The 14746-nt window shown below is 57.8% G+C and carries 14 protein-coding genes; 4 read left to right on the forward strand and 10 right to left on the reverse strand.

Annotation, left to right across the window (positions count from 1 at the left end; translation table 11 throughout):
- Together E1J53_RS07405 and E1J53_RS07410 are read right to left on the reverse strand one after the other, a co-directional pair.
- Nucleotides 1-531 (reverse strand): GNAT family N-acetyltransferase, encoded by a 531-nt coding sequence (locus E1J53_RS07405; protein ID WP_134272430.1) that lies wholly within the window; start codon nucleotides 529-531, stop codon nucleotides 1-3.
- A 5-nt stretch (nucleotides 532-536) separates the two neighbouring features.
- Entirely contained in the window at nucleotides 537-1310 is a 774-nt protein-coding gene (locus tag E1J53_RS07410) for a hypothetical protein (protein ID WP_134272429.1), read from the reverse strand.
- 236 nt (nucleotides 1311-1546) lie between these two features.
- Here E1J53_RS07410 and E1J53_RS07415 point away from each other — a divergent pair, with 236 nt between their 5' ends.
- The gene (locus E1J53_RS07415) at nucleotides 1547-2398 is read left to right on the forward strand and encodes an endonuclease/exonuclease/phosphatase family protein (RefSeq protein WP_134272428.1); all 852 of its coding nucleotides are present in this window, start codon (nucleotides 1547-1549) and stop codon (nucleotides 2396-2398) included.
- Here the strand turns inward: E1J53_RS07415 and E1J53_RS07420 are convergent, their stop codons facing one another.
- The 3 genes from E1J53_RS07420 to E1J53_RS23940 all read right to left on the reverse strand — a co-directional run bounded on the left by E1J53_RS07420 (nucleotide 2399) and on the right by E1J53_RS23940 (nucleotide 6011).
- On the reverse strand, nucleotides 2399-4594 hold the full coding sequence (locus tag E1J53_RS07420; RefSeq protein WP_134272427.1) for a penicillin acylase family protein: 2196 nt from the start codon (nucleotides 4592-4594) through the stop codon (nucleotides 2399-2401).
- A 90-nt stretch (nucleotides 4595-4684) separates the two neighbouring features.
- Nucleotides 4685-5194 carry a T9SS type A sorting domain-containing protein gene (locus E1J53_RS07425; protein ID WP_173021392.1) on the reverse strand — a complete coding sequence of 170 codons (510 nt, stop codon included), beginning with the start codon at nucleotides 5192-5194 and terminating at the stop codon, nucleotides 4685-4687.
- 10 nt (nucleotides 5195-5204) lie between these two features.
- Nucleotides 5205-6011 (reverse strand): hypothetical protein, encoded by an 807-nt coding sequence (locus E1J53_RS23940; RefSeq protein ID WP_173021393.1) that lies wholly within the window; start codon nucleotides 6009-6011, stop codon nucleotides 5205-5207.
- 282 nt (nucleotides 6012-6293) lie between these two features.
- On the opposite strand from E1J53_RS23940, the gene E1J53_RS07430 reads away from it, so the two are divergent.
- Entirely contained in the window at nucleotides 6294-7571 is a 1278-nt protein-coding gene (locus E1J53_RS07430; RefSeq protein ID WP_134272425.1) for an aminotransferase class V-fold PLP-dependent enzyme, read from the forward strand.
- Here the strand turns inward: E1J53_RS07430 and E1J53_RS07435 are convergent.
- The 5 genes from E1J53_RS07435 to E1J53_RS07455 form a co-directional block, all read right to left on the reverse strand.
- Entirely contained in the window at nucleotides 7568-8761 is a 1194-nt protein-coding gene (locus tag E1J53_RS07435) for a serine hydrolase (protein WP_173021394.1), read from the reverse strand. The genes E1J53_RS07430 and E1J53_RS07435 overlap by 4 nt on opposite strands.
- A gap of 32 nt (nucleotides 8762-8793) precedes the next feature.
- Nucleotides 8794-9387 (reverse strand): hypothetical protein, encoded by a 594-nt coding sequence (locus E1J53_RS07440; RefSeq protein ID WP_134272423.1) that lies wholly within the window; start codon nucleotides 9385-9387, stop codon nucleotides 8794-8796.
- 102 nt (nucleotides 9388-9489) lie between these two features.
- On the reverse strand, nucleotides 9490-10599 hold the full coding sequence (locus tag E1J53_RS07445) for an AraC family transcriptional regulator (RefSeq protein ID WP_134272422.1): 1110 nt from the start codon (nucleotides 10597-10599) through the stop codon (nucleotides 9490-9492).
- Between the two features lie 210 nt (nucleotides 10600-10809).
- A complete protein-coding gene (locus E1J53_RS07450) occupies nucleotides 10810-11691 on the reverse strand; it encodes a mechanosensitive ion channel family protein (RefSeq protein ID WP_134272421.1) in 882 nt (293 codons plus the stop codon).
- A 59-nt stretch (nucleotides 11692-11750) separates the two neighbouring features.
- Nucleotides 11751-12671: a 1,4-dihydroxy-6-naphthoate synthase gene (locus tag E1J53_RS07455; protein WP_134272420.1), complete on the reverse strand. Its 921-nt coding sequence runs from the start codon at nucleotides 12669-12671 to the stop codon at nucleotides 11751-11753.
- A 77-nt stretch (nucleotides 12672-12748) separates the two neighbouring features.
- On the opposite strand from E1J53_RS07455, the gene E1J53_RS07460 reads away from it, so the two are divergent.
- On the forward strand, nucleotides 12749-13447 hold the full coding sequence (locus E1J53_RS07460) for an RluA family pseudouridine synthase (RefSeq protein WP_134272419.1): 699 nt from the start codon (nucleotides 12749-12751) through the stop codon (nucleotides 13445-13447).
- A complete protein-coding gene (locus E1J53_RS07465; RefSeq protein WP_134272418.1) occupies nucleotides 13447-14598 on the forward strand; it encodes a pyridoxal phosphate-dependent aminotransferase family protein in 1152 nt (383 codons plus the stop codon). The genes E1J53_RS07460 and E1J53_RS07465 overlap by 1 nt, the downstream gene beginning before the upstream one ends.
- Nucleotides 14599-14746: the final 148 nt, after the last annotated feature.

A 14746-nucleotide genomic window follows, 5' to 3' on the forward strand; every position in this document is an offset into this window, starting at 1 on the left:
CTACCACTCGATGCTCCACCAGACGCAGGGGTTGAGTGGACTCTCCCCGGAAATACCTGGATGATCAAAGAGTCCGGCTTCCTTCATGCCAATCCGCCGCATGACGGCTACAGAAGGCAGGTTGCTGTGGGGCGTTACGGCCACTACCTTTTTCAGTTTCAGCTCCTCCCGGGCAAATTGCAGGCAGGCGAGCGCGCCCTCTGTGGCGTATCCCTTGCCCCAGGCATCCGGGTGCAGGCGCCACCCGATATCGACGCAGGGTGTGAAGGGTGCTTCGTAGGACTGATGGCTCAACCCGACAAAACCCAGCAAGCGGCCATCCGTAATCCGTTCGGCAGCAAAGTAGGCATGGTTCCGCTCCGCGAATTGCTGGTTCTGTTGCTCAAGGAAGGTGAGGGTTTCCTGGCGGGTTCGCCGGGAGGGGAAGTAGCGCATGACCCTGGAGTCATCATTAATGGCGGCCATTTCGTCCAGATCTTCGGGTCGCCAGGTACGCAGGATGATCCGGTCGGTAGTAATTACGGTGGGCATAAGGGCTAATTCACCAGGTAGATTAACAGCATGAGCAATGCGGCCAACATTATCAGTCCCACCTTGAAGGGAAATTGCACCAACTGAATACCGATTTCCAGTGCCCGCTGAATGACGGTGTTGAAGCGGTTTACGGAGTTGACGTAGACGGGAAGGATTTTTCCCGGTTCCTGATCATCACTTTCGGTCGGGGTCACCGTAAAACCGTTTTTCTTCGACGCAAAGGTATTGGCCGCCACGGTGAGCACCCACCGGACCACACCGGCGATTACTCCCCCGACCAGAGGAACCTTGTTCCCGATGACGTCCGCCGCCACCGGAATCGTGACCAGGTGTAATACACCGCGGTAGAGCAACAGCAGGCGCTCCCCCCGGTTTTCCTTGGTGGTACCCGCATTCAGGGTATCCACGTCCGTGACCACGTCCCGCAGGATCGAGGTGGAATAGGCTAACAAGGCCGAAAGGTCTTCCCGAAACCGGTAGGTGAGCAGTAGCACCCCGGATAACAGCCCACCAATCAGCCACAACACCAGCCCCAGGATTCCGTAGAAAACGTAGTCCACCAGGGAAAGATCCAGCACAAAAAAACTGGCGATGAAAAGGACCAGAGCGATGATCGGGGGACGCAGCACCCACTGGATGACGTATACCGGAAAAACCATGAGCTCCCCTACCCGAGCGACGACTTCTTCATCGCGGTACTTGCCGATGTCAACGCCAAGTTCCTGCTGGATTTTATTATCCAGCGCCATCACGTCAGCTTTCGTTTTGATTTTCATGTATGGTCAAAAATTTCGCATTCCCTTTACGGAGTTATCCTTCTTTCCGGAAGGAGGTCGGGCCGTCCGCAGGAAGGTATTCTTTTGATGCCCAATAAAGTAAATATCTTCTAGAGATACCTTCGGCGTATCGATTGGTGTCCCGAGAAAACAATTTACTATGTCGATTTTGCCAAAATTCTTACCTACGCTACTGTATTATTTATTTTAACCACCAAATCGAAACCCGTTCCGCCGTGCCAATCATCCCTCACATCCGACTCCCACTATTGTTGCTGCTCGTCCTGTTCCTGAACGGACTGGCCACTGGCCAGTCCTTCTCGGCCATGTCCTACAACATCCGCTACGCCAGTCCGAATGACGGAGAAGACCGCTGGGAATTTCGCCGGGAAGCGGTTGCGGACCTCATCCGGCACTACCGCCCGGGCTTTTTGGGCATTCAGGAGGGACTCGAGCACCAGCTACTGGACCTGGACGAGCAACTCCCCGGCTACCGGCGCATCGGCGTCGGGCGCGCCGACGGTAAGGCGGGTGGAGAGTTTGCGGCCATCTACTACGACGCCAGTCAATTCACCCCCGAACGGCAGGCCACCACCTGGTTGTCGGCCAGTCGGGACACGGCCTCAGTCGGATGGGATGCGGCCATGGAAAGAATTGCCACCTACGGCGTATTTCGTCAACTGTCCTCCGGTAACCAGATCTTCGTCCTCAACGCCCACTACGATCACGTCGGCAAGGCCGCCCGCGAGAACAGCTCCCGGCTGATCCTTCAAATCATCAAAGAGGAAAACCGGGAAGGGCTACCGGTCATCGTCATGGGCGACCTGAACAGCACCCCCGATTCGCCGCCCATTACCCTACTGCAACAGAAACTGGACGACGCCGCTACGCCCGGGCCCGAAGGTATTTACGGGCCGGTCGGCACCTTCAGTGGCTTTCAACTGGATGCTTCCCTGGACCGACGGATCGACTACATTTTCACCCTAAACCTGAAGGCCAGTCGGTACCGACACATCGACGACCGACGTAAGAACGGCCGCTGGGTTTCCGATCATCTCCCCGTATACGTCCAGCTCGACTGGAAGTAATTATTCATTGGATTGCCCCGGGCGGTACCGTTTCCTGGCCCGGGCCTCCACGTCTTCGCGGTAGTAAGCAGCGTCCTTGAAGGCCCGATCGGCGTACCGCTGGGACTGGTCCGCGAAGTGAGGAGAATCCGGGTCACCGCTTTGGCCTCCGGCCAGCATGGTCTTCGCCCGCACCCGCTCACCAAACTCCACGACGGCCACAAAACTGTTGCCGGCCACCCCGTACTGCCGGACGGTGCCTTCCCCACGGCGGGCACCATAGGACGCCAGGGCCCCTACTCTGCCGGAAGCCATCCCCACGGGGATGCTTGGCTTGGCGTCGTCAAATCGTTGCCGGATGGCTCCATCCAGCCGCTGAAAACGGTTGAATTCGCCCCAGGGGACTTCCCAGCGCCCAAAGTCTTCCACTAAGCGTTCCAGCGCCTGATTGAGCACGGTAATCCTTTCTTCTAGTTCACTGTCTTTACTGATGTACTCCAGGGTCTCCAGATTGATCCGCCGGCGGGGGAGGTAGCCGGAGCGGACGTAGCTTTCGAAGTAGAAATGCATTACGGTCATCGCTACCGAATTGATGCCTACCCGGTGGTCCCAGCGCTCCAGGGAGTCCATCACGGTAAAGAGGGCGGGATCACTATCCGTGTGCACCTTCCAGGCCGTCAGCAGGCCATCGATGGCGGGCTTCATCGGGGGCAGGTAGGTATCGTAGGCCAGGTCGAGCAGGCCATCGAGGGTAAGGTCGTCCGCTTCCCGGAGCAGGGGGATGGCGTGCACGCCCCGAAAATTTTCCGGAAAGGACGTCATGTAACGGGGATAATTACTCGCCTTGGGCGAGTATTCGTCGGCCGCCGTGAAGGGGGTTGAATTGCAGTTTTGAATCCAGCCATTGGGCGGATTCACGATGAGGATGTTTTCGTCTACGGTATGCAGTCCCTGCCAGTCGGTGGCCGGATTGCTGCCATCCACCGGTTCGGTGTAGTCGAAGCTGGTGTCCCGCTTCGGAATAAAGTTACCGTGATAGTAGGCGATGTTCCCCTGAGCATCGGCGAACACGGTGTTGTTGGAGGAGTTCCGGCGCAGATTCATCATTTCCCGGAATTCCTCGTGCCCACTGGTCTTGGTCCGGGTGTAGGACTGGATCAGGGCCGTTTCCGGGTCCCACATCAGGGCCGTGGCGATCCACTTGCCGTCCTCCCGGTGGGTGATGGGCCCGTGGTGGGTGCGGTACATCATGAAGGTGCGTTCCTCCATGCCGGCGTCCGTTCGGTAGCTAAGGGTAACGGGGAGGCTGTCCACGGGACGCAGTTCCTTCCCGTAGCGGTAGCTCAGGGCGCCCGCGTCGGAGACGATGTCCTCGGCGAATTCATCGATGATGTCCGTGCCGGTGGAAGTGTGCATCCAGCCGGTTTTTTCGTTGAAACCCTGGTAGACGAAGAATTGTCCCCAGGTTACCGCTCCGTAAGCATTGAGCCCCTCTTCGCTGACGACGTGCACTTCGCCCCGAAAATAAAAGGAGGTGTGCGGATTGATGAGCAGCATGGCGTTTCCCGAAGCGGTACGCTCACCGGCAATGGCGAAACCGTTCGATCCCCGGGGCTCCTCATCCCGCAGGCGGATCAGGCCGTCGTGGATGTCCGACAACTGGGGGCGCCCCGCGCCACCGTATAACTCCGCGATGGCACGGGTGGAAACGCGTTCGATGTCTCCCCCGATCGACCCCTCGCTGAACATCATGGGAAACCAGGGTTCGAAGTGGGTCAACAACCGGGGTTTAACCTCCGGATGCGTTTCCAGGTAGTAATTGACGCCGTCGGCAAAGGCTACGCATAATTCCCGGAGCCACTTCGGGCTAACCTCGTAAGCGGCAATCGCCTCCGCTTCCGTCATGTAGAGATTGGCCCGAAGATCGCTGTAGATTGCCGATTCTCCTTCCACTTCCGCCAGGCGTCCGGTGGCCCAGATGTAGTTCTGTTCTACCCGGGCAAAGTCATCTTCGCACTGCGCGTAGAGGAGTCCGAAAACCGCATCGGCGTCCGTTTTCCCGTAAATGTGCGGCACGCCAAAATCATCGCGGATAATTTCTACGTTGGCGGCCTGGGCTTCCCGGCGTTCCGCTTCGGCGAGGGAAGAAATGTCGGGCGCCTGCCGGCAGGATTGGGCAAGGAGTACAAGGAGAAGAAAGGAGAGGATACGGGGCATTTGGACAATATTTGGTAAGCAAGACTACCAAAAATATGGGACAACCCGCCATGATTTTAGACGCGATTCTCCCCGTATCCTCCCCGAACCTTATTGAACCATCACCTTCGTGCTGCCCAGCAACTGCCCGGAGGGAGCCCGTAAACGGACCAGGTAGATCCCCGCGGGCCAGGCTCTGGTGGATACCGGAATGGGGCCGGATATCCGCGGCACCTGCGCTCGCCGTAAAATCGTGCGCCCCGTGAGGTCCACGGCCTCCAGGCTAACGGAATGTACCGATTCTTCGGTGGCGAAGGAGACCCAAAACTGGCCCTGGGCCGGGTTGGGGAACACGGAAAGATCTTCCAGTAATTCCGAAACGTATTCGGTGCCGGTCAGGTCTTCCGGCTCGGGCTGTTGGAAGCCCTGCAGCAGGATGATCGTTGCGTTTTCCAGCGTGGTGACGGCGGGTTCTCCTACCGTTGCGGAGAGCTGGATCGTGGCGGAGGTGCTGTAGCCCCCCAGGCTACCCACTACTTGCCGCTCCAGGGAAACCTGCGCGGAGAGGGGTAAGGCCATCGCCAGAAGGAGACCGTGAAGTACAATTGTTTTGCGATTCATGATGGCAGATTTAGTAGGTGTACGTAACCGTAACCCCCTTAACGCGCTTGGCTCCCGCAGCGTCCCAGTCCGTACAGAATACCCGTAGGTAGTAGCCACCGTCCAGGTTATTAATGGTGACGTTAGCGGCCATCGTCGCGCTGCGGATCCCCGACTCGTTACCTTGGGTGATGATTTCCAGCGGGATGGAAAAGCCGGTGCTGAAGAATTCTTTGGCCAGCCAAAAACGGAGTTCTTCGTCGGAAGCATCTTCGTAGTAAATCGTCATTTCGGTCACCCGCGCTCCGTGCGGTAAAGAGATGGGAGCATTCAGGACCGTTGTGGCGGGAGCCCCGGTGGTAGAGATAATGGTCACCCCTCCGTTGCCGACGGAATTCACGAAGCTTGCCGCATTATTATTTGGCGTGAAAAGTGACGCGGGGACACTGAGGATGGTTTCCCGGGGTCCAACGCCCAGCGCGTAAGGAACACTTTGAAAGGGCGTGTAGCCAAGGTTGGTACCGTCTACGGTGACCCCCAGTTCCTGGGGCACGGTCCAGTCAATTTCCTCAAAGGTAGTAGCCCTACTGGGGGTTCCCGCTCCGAGCACGATGGTGAAGAGACCAAATTCATTGGTGGTGACCTGGTGGGTCTCGGTGTAGAAGGCAATCAAGTCGCCCACCGGGCGGAAATTAATTTCGAGGTCTACGGTCTGATTGGTCAGCAGGGCACCGTCACCGTCGCGGGCCACGGCCTGGTAATTGATTCCCTGCGGCACCTGAGCGAAAAGGCCCGCAGCAAACAGAAACGAGAATAGGAGTAAGCAGTAACGCATCATAATGGGTGTTTTTGCGCCTTTATGCGCCGGTGGTGCAGTGCGTTACGGGTTCATGGTGATTATTCCATCCGAGCACGAGGGTCCACAACTTTTGCCGCGGACCCCGGCTGAGTACGAGGGCGCTAGCGCGCAGGTGCCGGGTTGTGAGGAGGTAGGCCGGAGGATTCAGGATTCAGGGAAGGGCAGATCCTTAAACCTAAATCCTCCCTCCCACTCTACCCCCCCGGGCAATCCAGCCCCGTCGTGATTAATTTAGCCACCAAACCAACAGTCCCCTTTCCCATGACCTCACGCAGATCCTGGCTCCGCAATTCCGTCCTTGGCCTGGCCGGCAGTACCCTGCTGACTCCCCAACGCTTATCGGCCCTTCGCGGGCATCAGCACCGGCTTGACGGTGAGCTCTCCGGAGACCCGGACAGTGAGAAATACTGGGCGCTCGTCCGGGAGCATTTCTCCTTCGCGGAAAACCTGCGGTACTTCAACAACGGCTCCCTGGGGGCCTGCCCCACCTACGTAGTGGAGGCCACCAACGCATTTCGCGCCACCCTCGACGGTTTCCCTTCGAAGTACATGTGGGGTGGCTGGCAGGACCAAAAAGAAGCGGTGCGCGGGAAGGTGGCCGCGATGCTACACGTCTCCCCCGAAACTATCGCCCTTATCCACAACACCACCGAAGGGATGAACCTCATCGCGTCCAGTATGGACCTTGCGGCGGGGGACGAAGTTTTGCTGAGCAACCACGAACACACCAGCGCCCGCATCCCCTGGAAGTACTGGCAGGAAGGAAAAGGGGTAGTCCTGAAAACGGTCAACCTACCGCTGATCCCCGAAGGCCCTCAGGAAATTGTGGAGGCCTTTCGCCAGGCCATTACGCCCCGGACCCGGGTGATCTCGCTGGTGCACCTTACCAATACCAATGGCATGATATTGCCGGTGAAAGCCATTTCGGAAATGGCCCACGCGCACGGCATCCTCGTGGCCGTGGACGGTGCCCAATCCATGGGCATGATCAACATTGACCTGGAGGATCTGGGCTGTGATTTCTTTACCTCGAGCAGTCACAAATGGACCTTCTCCCCCAAGGGAATGGGCGTCTTTTATGCGCGGGAAGCGGCACAGAAACACCTTCGTCCCCTCATCGTTTGCCGGGGTTACGAAGACGAAAGCATTCGCCGGCTGGAAAACTACAACACCCGAAACCTGCCCGAACTCCTAGGGCTGGGAGCGGCGATGGATTACCGCAACCTGATCGGCGGAGAAGAAATTGAACGACGGATTTACGCCCTCAAGGCCTACCTCCGGGAAGCCATTGCGCAAGATGAGCGACTGGTTCTCAAAACCCCGGGCTCGGATCTACTTTCGGCGGGTATTCAAACGGTCGAACTGCGGGAACACCAGGTGGGGGAAGTCAAGCAGAAACTTGCCGATGAGTTCCACATCGATTGCCGGCCGATGGGCTCCCATGGGCTCAACGGGCTGCGGATCTCCCTGGCCATCTACCACACTAAGGCCGACGTGGATTACCTGGTGGAGGCACTGCGGCAGGTGCTGGATGCTTAGTTGGGCCAACTGAAGGCAAGATCGATCAGTTGATCCCGAAGCACTTCCACCAGGTCACCGTACTCCTCCAGTCTCTCCAAATCCAGACCGGTAGAAATCAGCGAAATGGTGATGCCCTCATCGGGGAAGTGCAGCATCAGGGAGTTGTAACTGGACGTTGACCCCGTATGCCCGTAGGCGGTACCGAAGGGCGTTTGGTAGCGGTTCAGGCCGAGGCCGTAGGCCTCATCGGGCCACTCGGAAAAATCGGCTTCTTCCTCCCCTACCAGGATCATGTCCGATTGCATCGCACCGAGGGCCCGCTCGGAAATCAACCCTCCACCGAAGAGCCCACGGGCGAAAATGTTGAGGTCCTGCATGTTGGCGGCAATGCCGCCATCACCGGTTGCCGCGTCCGAAACGGCGGATTCCAGGACGTCGATGAACTTTCCGCCCCTGAAGGCAAAATAGGGTCGAGCCACGTCCTCCGGAATGGGGTCTTCTTCGGTCCCCATGACAAAACGGGTCAATGCGAGGGGACGGACGACCTGCTCCTCCACCGCATTCCAGAGGGGTTGCTGCGTTACCTGTTCGATGACCAATCCCAGGAGAACGTAGTTAGTATTAGAGTAGCTAAAATCCGCTCCGGGGGCATGGAGGGCTTCCTCGCCGTAAACGTAGGCCAGTTTCTCCCGCTGGGTTTCCCGGAAGAAGGGTTCGTTAAAGGTATTAAAGGTTTGACGTGCGTTCAGGTAATCCGGGATGCCGCTGGTGTGGTTGAGCAATTGGCGCAGGGTCGCCTCCCGGGCGTTGGCAATCTCCCCGATGAGGTCCTCCTCGAGGTAGGCGCTTAACCGGTCATCGATGGACAGCAATCCGCGGTCCTCCAACTGGAGCACCATGGTGGCAGTCACCGTCTTCGAGATACTTGCAATCATGATGCGGTGACAGGGCTGCAGATTTTCCTGAACGTCGATGTTGGCGTACCCGGCGCTCCCCGTCCACTGGCTATCGTCGGAGAATGTGACGGCAGCCTGAATGCCCGTGGTGAGCGGAATGGCTTGATTAATGGCGGCTTGAAGCTGATCCGCCAGCGGATGCTCCGACGGAGGGTCGGTCAGGGCACATCCGTAACCCGCTTCGGGGGCGGGAATGATGTTATCGCAGGCAAACAGGAGGAGGAAAAGGCAGGGAAAAAACAAACGGATCATAGTGGAGCGGTTAAAGTGAGGCATCAGGAAGTTTATTTAAAGGGGGTAAATCGCAGGCCAATTCCGGCCAGCAGGTGAGGGAAGGGCAACACCGCCAGGGGTTGCTCCACGGCAAACTGGTAGTTCAAGAAAAGCTCGGGGGCACGCGGGGCGGCAGACAACCGGTAACCGATTTTCAGGCTGGTAGTGGGCATGAACACTAGAGAACCGGAATTCGGCGCCTCGGAAAATTCTCCATCCTGGGCGGTGAAGACCGGAGCCGTAGCGAAGGCCAGTCCGTAACCGAGTCCCAGGCGACCCGTGAGGGATGCCCGCCCCAGTTGCCGGCGGTAGGCAAGGCCGAGATTAAGGAAGGCCGTGGCCCGCAGGTGCCGATGGTAGTAATATCCCAACTCCCCTCCTAGTATCCAGGCGTGCTTCGGCCTATTGTTAAGGGTATACTCCGCCCCGAGGCTAAGGGCGGGGTTTAGGGGATAACGGAAAGTAGACAGATCGGGGAAGGAGATGCTCTCATCCATCAGCGTCAGCCGCAAAGCCAGGGGAGGTCGCTCCGTGGAGGATTGCGCGGTAACGGGAAGAGAGAGCAGGAAAAAGAGGGAAAATATCCCGGTGAATACACGGATCATAATGTCGGACTAGTTCAGGTGGTATTGATTGGTAGTCCGAAGGTGATGGTAGGTTCGGAAATGGCGGTCCGTGAATGTCTACACTAGAGAAATCAGGACATCTTAGGCCGAGGAAAGTGCTTTTTTGTAGGATCCTGGACTTTCACCTGTCAGTTTTTTGAAGGTGGCGTAGAAGGCAGACTTGGAATTAAAACCAGCCTCGTACCCGATTGCCATCAGGCTGTAACGGGCAAATTCCTCGGTTGCCAGGAGTCGTTTGACCTCTTCAACGCGAAAGCCATTGACGTAGTCCGTAAAGCCGGTTTGTAACTGTTCGGCCATCAGGCGCGACAGGTAGCTGTTGCTGATGCCTAACTTTTCGGCGGTGGCCTCGCGGCTGAGCTCCGAGTCGCGGTAGAGATGCTCTTCGCGCATCAGGCGATCCAGGGCGAGCAGGTATTCATTGCGTCTGGGTTCTGCCTGCGGTAGGTCGGATTTAGCGGGATCTACCGGACGATCTTTGAGTAGGTTTCGCAAATCCAACCGCTCCTCGGCCAACTGAAATTGGAGGACACCGCGGTAACTCACCCAGTAGAAAAGCATACTGATGAGTATCCAGGCCCACTCCAGAACATCCAGCTGAAAAATTTGATCCAGCAACCAAACAATCACCCAATATCCCATCAGGGCCGAAGACCAGTACCAGAATTCCCGCCCCCAGTCTCCCTCGGGCGTAGCCCGGGCCCCGCGTACAATCCGGTAGGAAAACACCATCGTAAAGAGCGCAAGTAGCACCGTACCGGCATCCTCCAGTTGGTAGTAGAGTTGAACGCCCGGGTCGGATTCCAGCAGGCCGATGTCGTACCAACCGAGTTCCATGGAGCCGTCGAGGATAAGGTTAACCACTAGCGTGATCCAAAAGGGTAGGTACAAGAGCTTAATTGCTGGCCGATTCAGGAGGCCGGGCCGGAGAAGGGCGATGAAGTAAGACAATAGGGTTACGGGGAAGAGGTACTCCCACATAATGTCGTTCACGATCACCAACCACGGGGATTCGGTGCCCGAAGTTTGCAAAAATATGCATACCCCCATGATGCCAACCGTCAGGAAGGTAATGGCCAGGTAGCGGTTGGCTTTGGTGGAAAAGTAGGGAGAGTAGCGTAAAACCAGCGCAAGAATGCCTCCCTGTAGTGCACCCAACAGGGCAAATAATCCAATGAGGGTTATGGACATGAAGCAGTTGAGTTCAAAAAGAGGTTTAGGGGGAAGGTATTACCAACTGATCAAAATTGCAACCGGCCCGCCTGTCCTTCCGCGCAGCCGAATGAATTCATGCCTGGTTGCGGTAGTCAGCTAAAATCGTCAGCGAAAAGGATGAGTCAGTACGGAAAAGTTGTTACGCGATCCAGTGGCATTATCCCCTGTTTTGCCAGGGAGAATGAGCTAGGTCGCCGACTCCTGACCCTCACCAGACGTTGCCCCACTTTTGGGGGTACGCCGCCGCGCAAGGTGGTCAAAGATTTTACGCACGGTACTGCGGCGAATCTGCCGTTGCAGATCACGGTCCAGTTGGTGCAGGGTGTACTGAAACTTGACGTCCAGCGCATCCTTTTTCATGTCCACCACCTTGAGGTTGAAGGAACCGGGCTTGATGTATTCGGCGTATTCATCCAGCGCCTGGATGAGGGCCTGCTCAAAATTATCGAGGCTTTCGATGGAGTTGATGTCCACCTGAAAGTCAATGCTCATGGAGCGGATATCACGCTGGGTGTAGTTGATGATTTCGCCGCCGTAGATCTTCGAATGCGGTAAAATGACCACGTCGTCATTCTCGTCCAGTAGCCGCATTTTGAGCATTTCGATTTCCAGGATTTTGCCCTTGTGTTCCCCGATCTTGACGTAATCATTGATCTTCAGGTTACGGGTGAAGCTGAAGTAGAGCCCAACCAGAAAATCGTTAATGTATTCTTTGGAGATGATGGCAATGGCGGCCGCAACGATACTCAGGGACGTCACCAAAGACCGAAAGTCAATGCCAAAAAACCCAAAGGCCGTGACCACCAGACCGATGCCAATCAGCAGTTTACTGATGTTCTCCACCCCGAAGTGGAAATTATCCTTGGCCCCCCGGGGTAGCTGGTGCCGGCGGCTGTAGAAGCTCTTGACCAGACGGGTGATTACGTCCACCACCAGAATGAAGGCCAGGAAATTGAGGAGTAGCGGAACGGTGGGGTGATCCTCCATCAGGGGGGAATAGTAATACTCCAGCACCAGAATGCCGGCCAGAATCGCCAACTCAATAAAAACCAGGAAAAAGGTACGCATGCCGCAAAACTGATTTCGGTGGGTATTCCCCGGTCAAAGATAGCTTGGGATAAGCAGCTTTAGGCCACAAAGATATCTTCCGGTCCGGCCGGAATTACGCCACGCTCCCTACCCTGCTGCAAGAAAGCCGTTACCGCTCGTCGTCCTTCGGGGCCAAGGTCCCGACTGAAGTCGTTTACGTAGAGGTTGATGTGCTTTCGCCGCACTTCGGGGTCCATTTCCTGAGCGTGGGCGGCGACGTAGGCCGCGGAGGCCTCCGGATGCTCGAAGGCGTAGGCCACGGAGCGCGCCAGTACCCGATCGACGGTTTTCTGGACTGCGGGGTCCAGCTTTTTGTTCACCACAATGCCACCCAGGGGGATGGGCAGTCCCGTGGTGCTTTCCCAGAATTCGCCGAGGTCCGCAATTTTGTGGAGCCCGCGGTCGCGGTAGGTGAAGCGGTTTTCGTGGATGAGCAGGCCAGCGGTAAAGTTGCCCGCGAGTACCTCCCGCTCAATGTCGCTGAAGAGGATGGCCTCCTTGTGCTCGATGGCGGGGAAGGCCAGTCCGAGCAGGTAATTGGCCGTGGTGTACTTACCCGGAATGGCCACCTTGCCACTCGCCCACATGCGTTGCACCTGCGCTCCGTCGCCCGCAATTTGAAGCGACGATCCCGACGAGGTTCGGAACTCGGGACCGTCGCCCTGAGCAACCAACTTTTCCGCCAGAGCCTCGTCCGCCGTCACCAGCAGGGGCCCCACGCCGCGCCCGAGCGCACTTCCGGCGTTCAGCAGGGCATACTGCTCGGTCAGGTATCCGAAGGCGTGGTAACTCAGCTTGGTCACGTCCAGGGCGCCGGCGAAGGCCAGCCGGTTAAGCTCTTCGACGTCGCCCAGGCGCACGTCAAAACTCAGGCCCTCGGTATCAATGCGTTGGTGCACCAGAGCGTCAAAAATGAAGGTATCGTTAGGACAGGGACTAAAGCCCAGCGATATTTGCATCTTACGGCGTTTATTTACCCGCACGGAAGGCCGAAAAGCTTCGTGCGGGGTTACGGAGATGCCATAAAGACAATTGCATGCAACTTCAGGTTTTATTCGAAGACAATCACCTCATCGCGGTCAACAAACCCGCCGGCATTCTGAGTCAGAGCGACCGGACCGGAGACACCACGGTGATGGACTGGACGAAGGCCTACATCAAGCACCGCTACAACAAGCCCGGTGACGTTTTTCTCGGCTCCATTCACCGCCTTGACCGGCCGGTAAGCGGGGTCATCCTCTTTGCCCGCACCAGCAAGGCCCTCACCCGGATGAACGATCTGTTCCGCGACCGCAAGGTGACCAAAAAATACTGGGCGGTGGTGAGTGATCAGCCCGATCCCATCGAGGGCTCCCTCACCGGGTATATCCACAAGGACGCCGAAAGGAACGTGAGCAAGATCGTCCCCAAGGCGAATTCCAATCGCCACAAAGGGGCCAAAAAGGCGCAACTGGACTACCGCCTGGTGGGCCGGATCGGATCCAACATCCTCCTGGAGATCACCCCCGACACGGGGCGGCCGCACCAGATCCGGGTGCAACTGGCCGAGCAGCTCAAAACCCCCATCCGGGGAGACGTCAAGTACGGTTTCCACACCGCCAACGAGGACGGCAGCATCCACCTCCACAGCCGTTCGCTCAGCTTCCAGCATCCGGTACGGAAGGAGCCCGTACTGATCACCGCCGAGCCGCCGGAAGACGATCAGGTGTGGGAATTGTTCGACGGGATTGAGTAATGAATTTCCTGGAGCGAAGGCTGGAAGAACTGCGTTCCCGGGGCGTTTACCGCAGTCTCGGCGGCAGCGTCGCGGGGGTGGACTTCTGGTCCAACGACTACCTGGGACTGGCGCGGCTGACCGATAATCTGGGCGAGGGACCGCAGGATGCAAAGCAATTCTTGGAAAAGCGAGCAGCGGTGCCCCGCTTTATTTCCGGAGCCACGGGCTCCCGCTCCATTTCGGGCGACGACGATCGCTACCACCTCCTTGAATCCGCCATCGCGGAATACCACGGCTATCCCGCTGCCCTCGTCTACGCCTCCGGTTACCTGGCCAATCTCGGACTCCTCTCCGCCCTCGGGACCCGCACCGACACCTTTCTCTACGACGAGCTGGTGCACGCCAGCGTGCGTGACGGGATGCGGATGAGTCCGGCCCGCAGCCTGCGCTTTGCCCACAACGACGTCGAAGACCTGCAACGCCAACTCGGGAAAGTGCGTCCGGACGGAGAAGTCTTCGTCCTCACCGAAGGGCGGTTCAGCATGGACGGCGACCTGGCTCCGCTGGAGGCGCTCAGCGCAGTATGCCAGCAGTTCGGCGCACACCTCATCGTGGACGAAGCCCACTCGGGCGGACTGGAGGGGAAATCGGGCGCGGGATTGGTGGCGGACCGTCAGCTACAGTCCCAGGTTTTTGCCACCCTGATCACCTACGGCAAGGCCTTCGGCGCCCACGGCGCCGCGGTGCTGGGCGCCCCCACCCTGCGGGAATACCTGATCAACCGGAGTCGAGCTTTCATCTACACCACCGGGCCCGCGCCCGCCCAGTGGGCGGGCATCGAGCAAGCCTACCAAAAGTTATCCCGCCACCACGCCGGGCAGTACGCGGCCCTGCAACGGATTACGGAGCATTTTCAACGGCTGGCCAAGGATGCGGGACTTAACCGATTCCTTGCCGCCGGGGCCAGTGGCCCCATTCAACCCCTGGTGTTCGGCGACAGCGATCGGGTGATGGAGCTGGAGGCCGCCTGCCGGTCCGCGGGCTACCTGGTGAAGGGCATCCGGCACCCCACGGTGGCCCGTGGAGAGGAACGCATACGGATTTGCCTGCACGCTTTTAATACGGAAGCGGAAGTAGCGGGCCTGATCGGCGTTTTGGGCCATGGTTGAGAGGCCGTGCCCAAATCGTAAAACTCTAAAATTCAATTGTTTAAAAGCAACCGTTTATTACCTCATCCCGAAGGATTCTCCCGGGAAAGCCTCTCTATTCTTCCATTATTTAAGGTGACGATCCTGGTCCGCCAATCGTCTAAATGGT

It is taken from the genome of Lewinella sp. W8 (assembly GCF_004375085.3).
In the GTDB taxonomy this organism is placed as follows: Bacteria; Bacteroidota; Bacteroidia; order Chitinophagales; family Saprospiraceae; genus Neolewinella.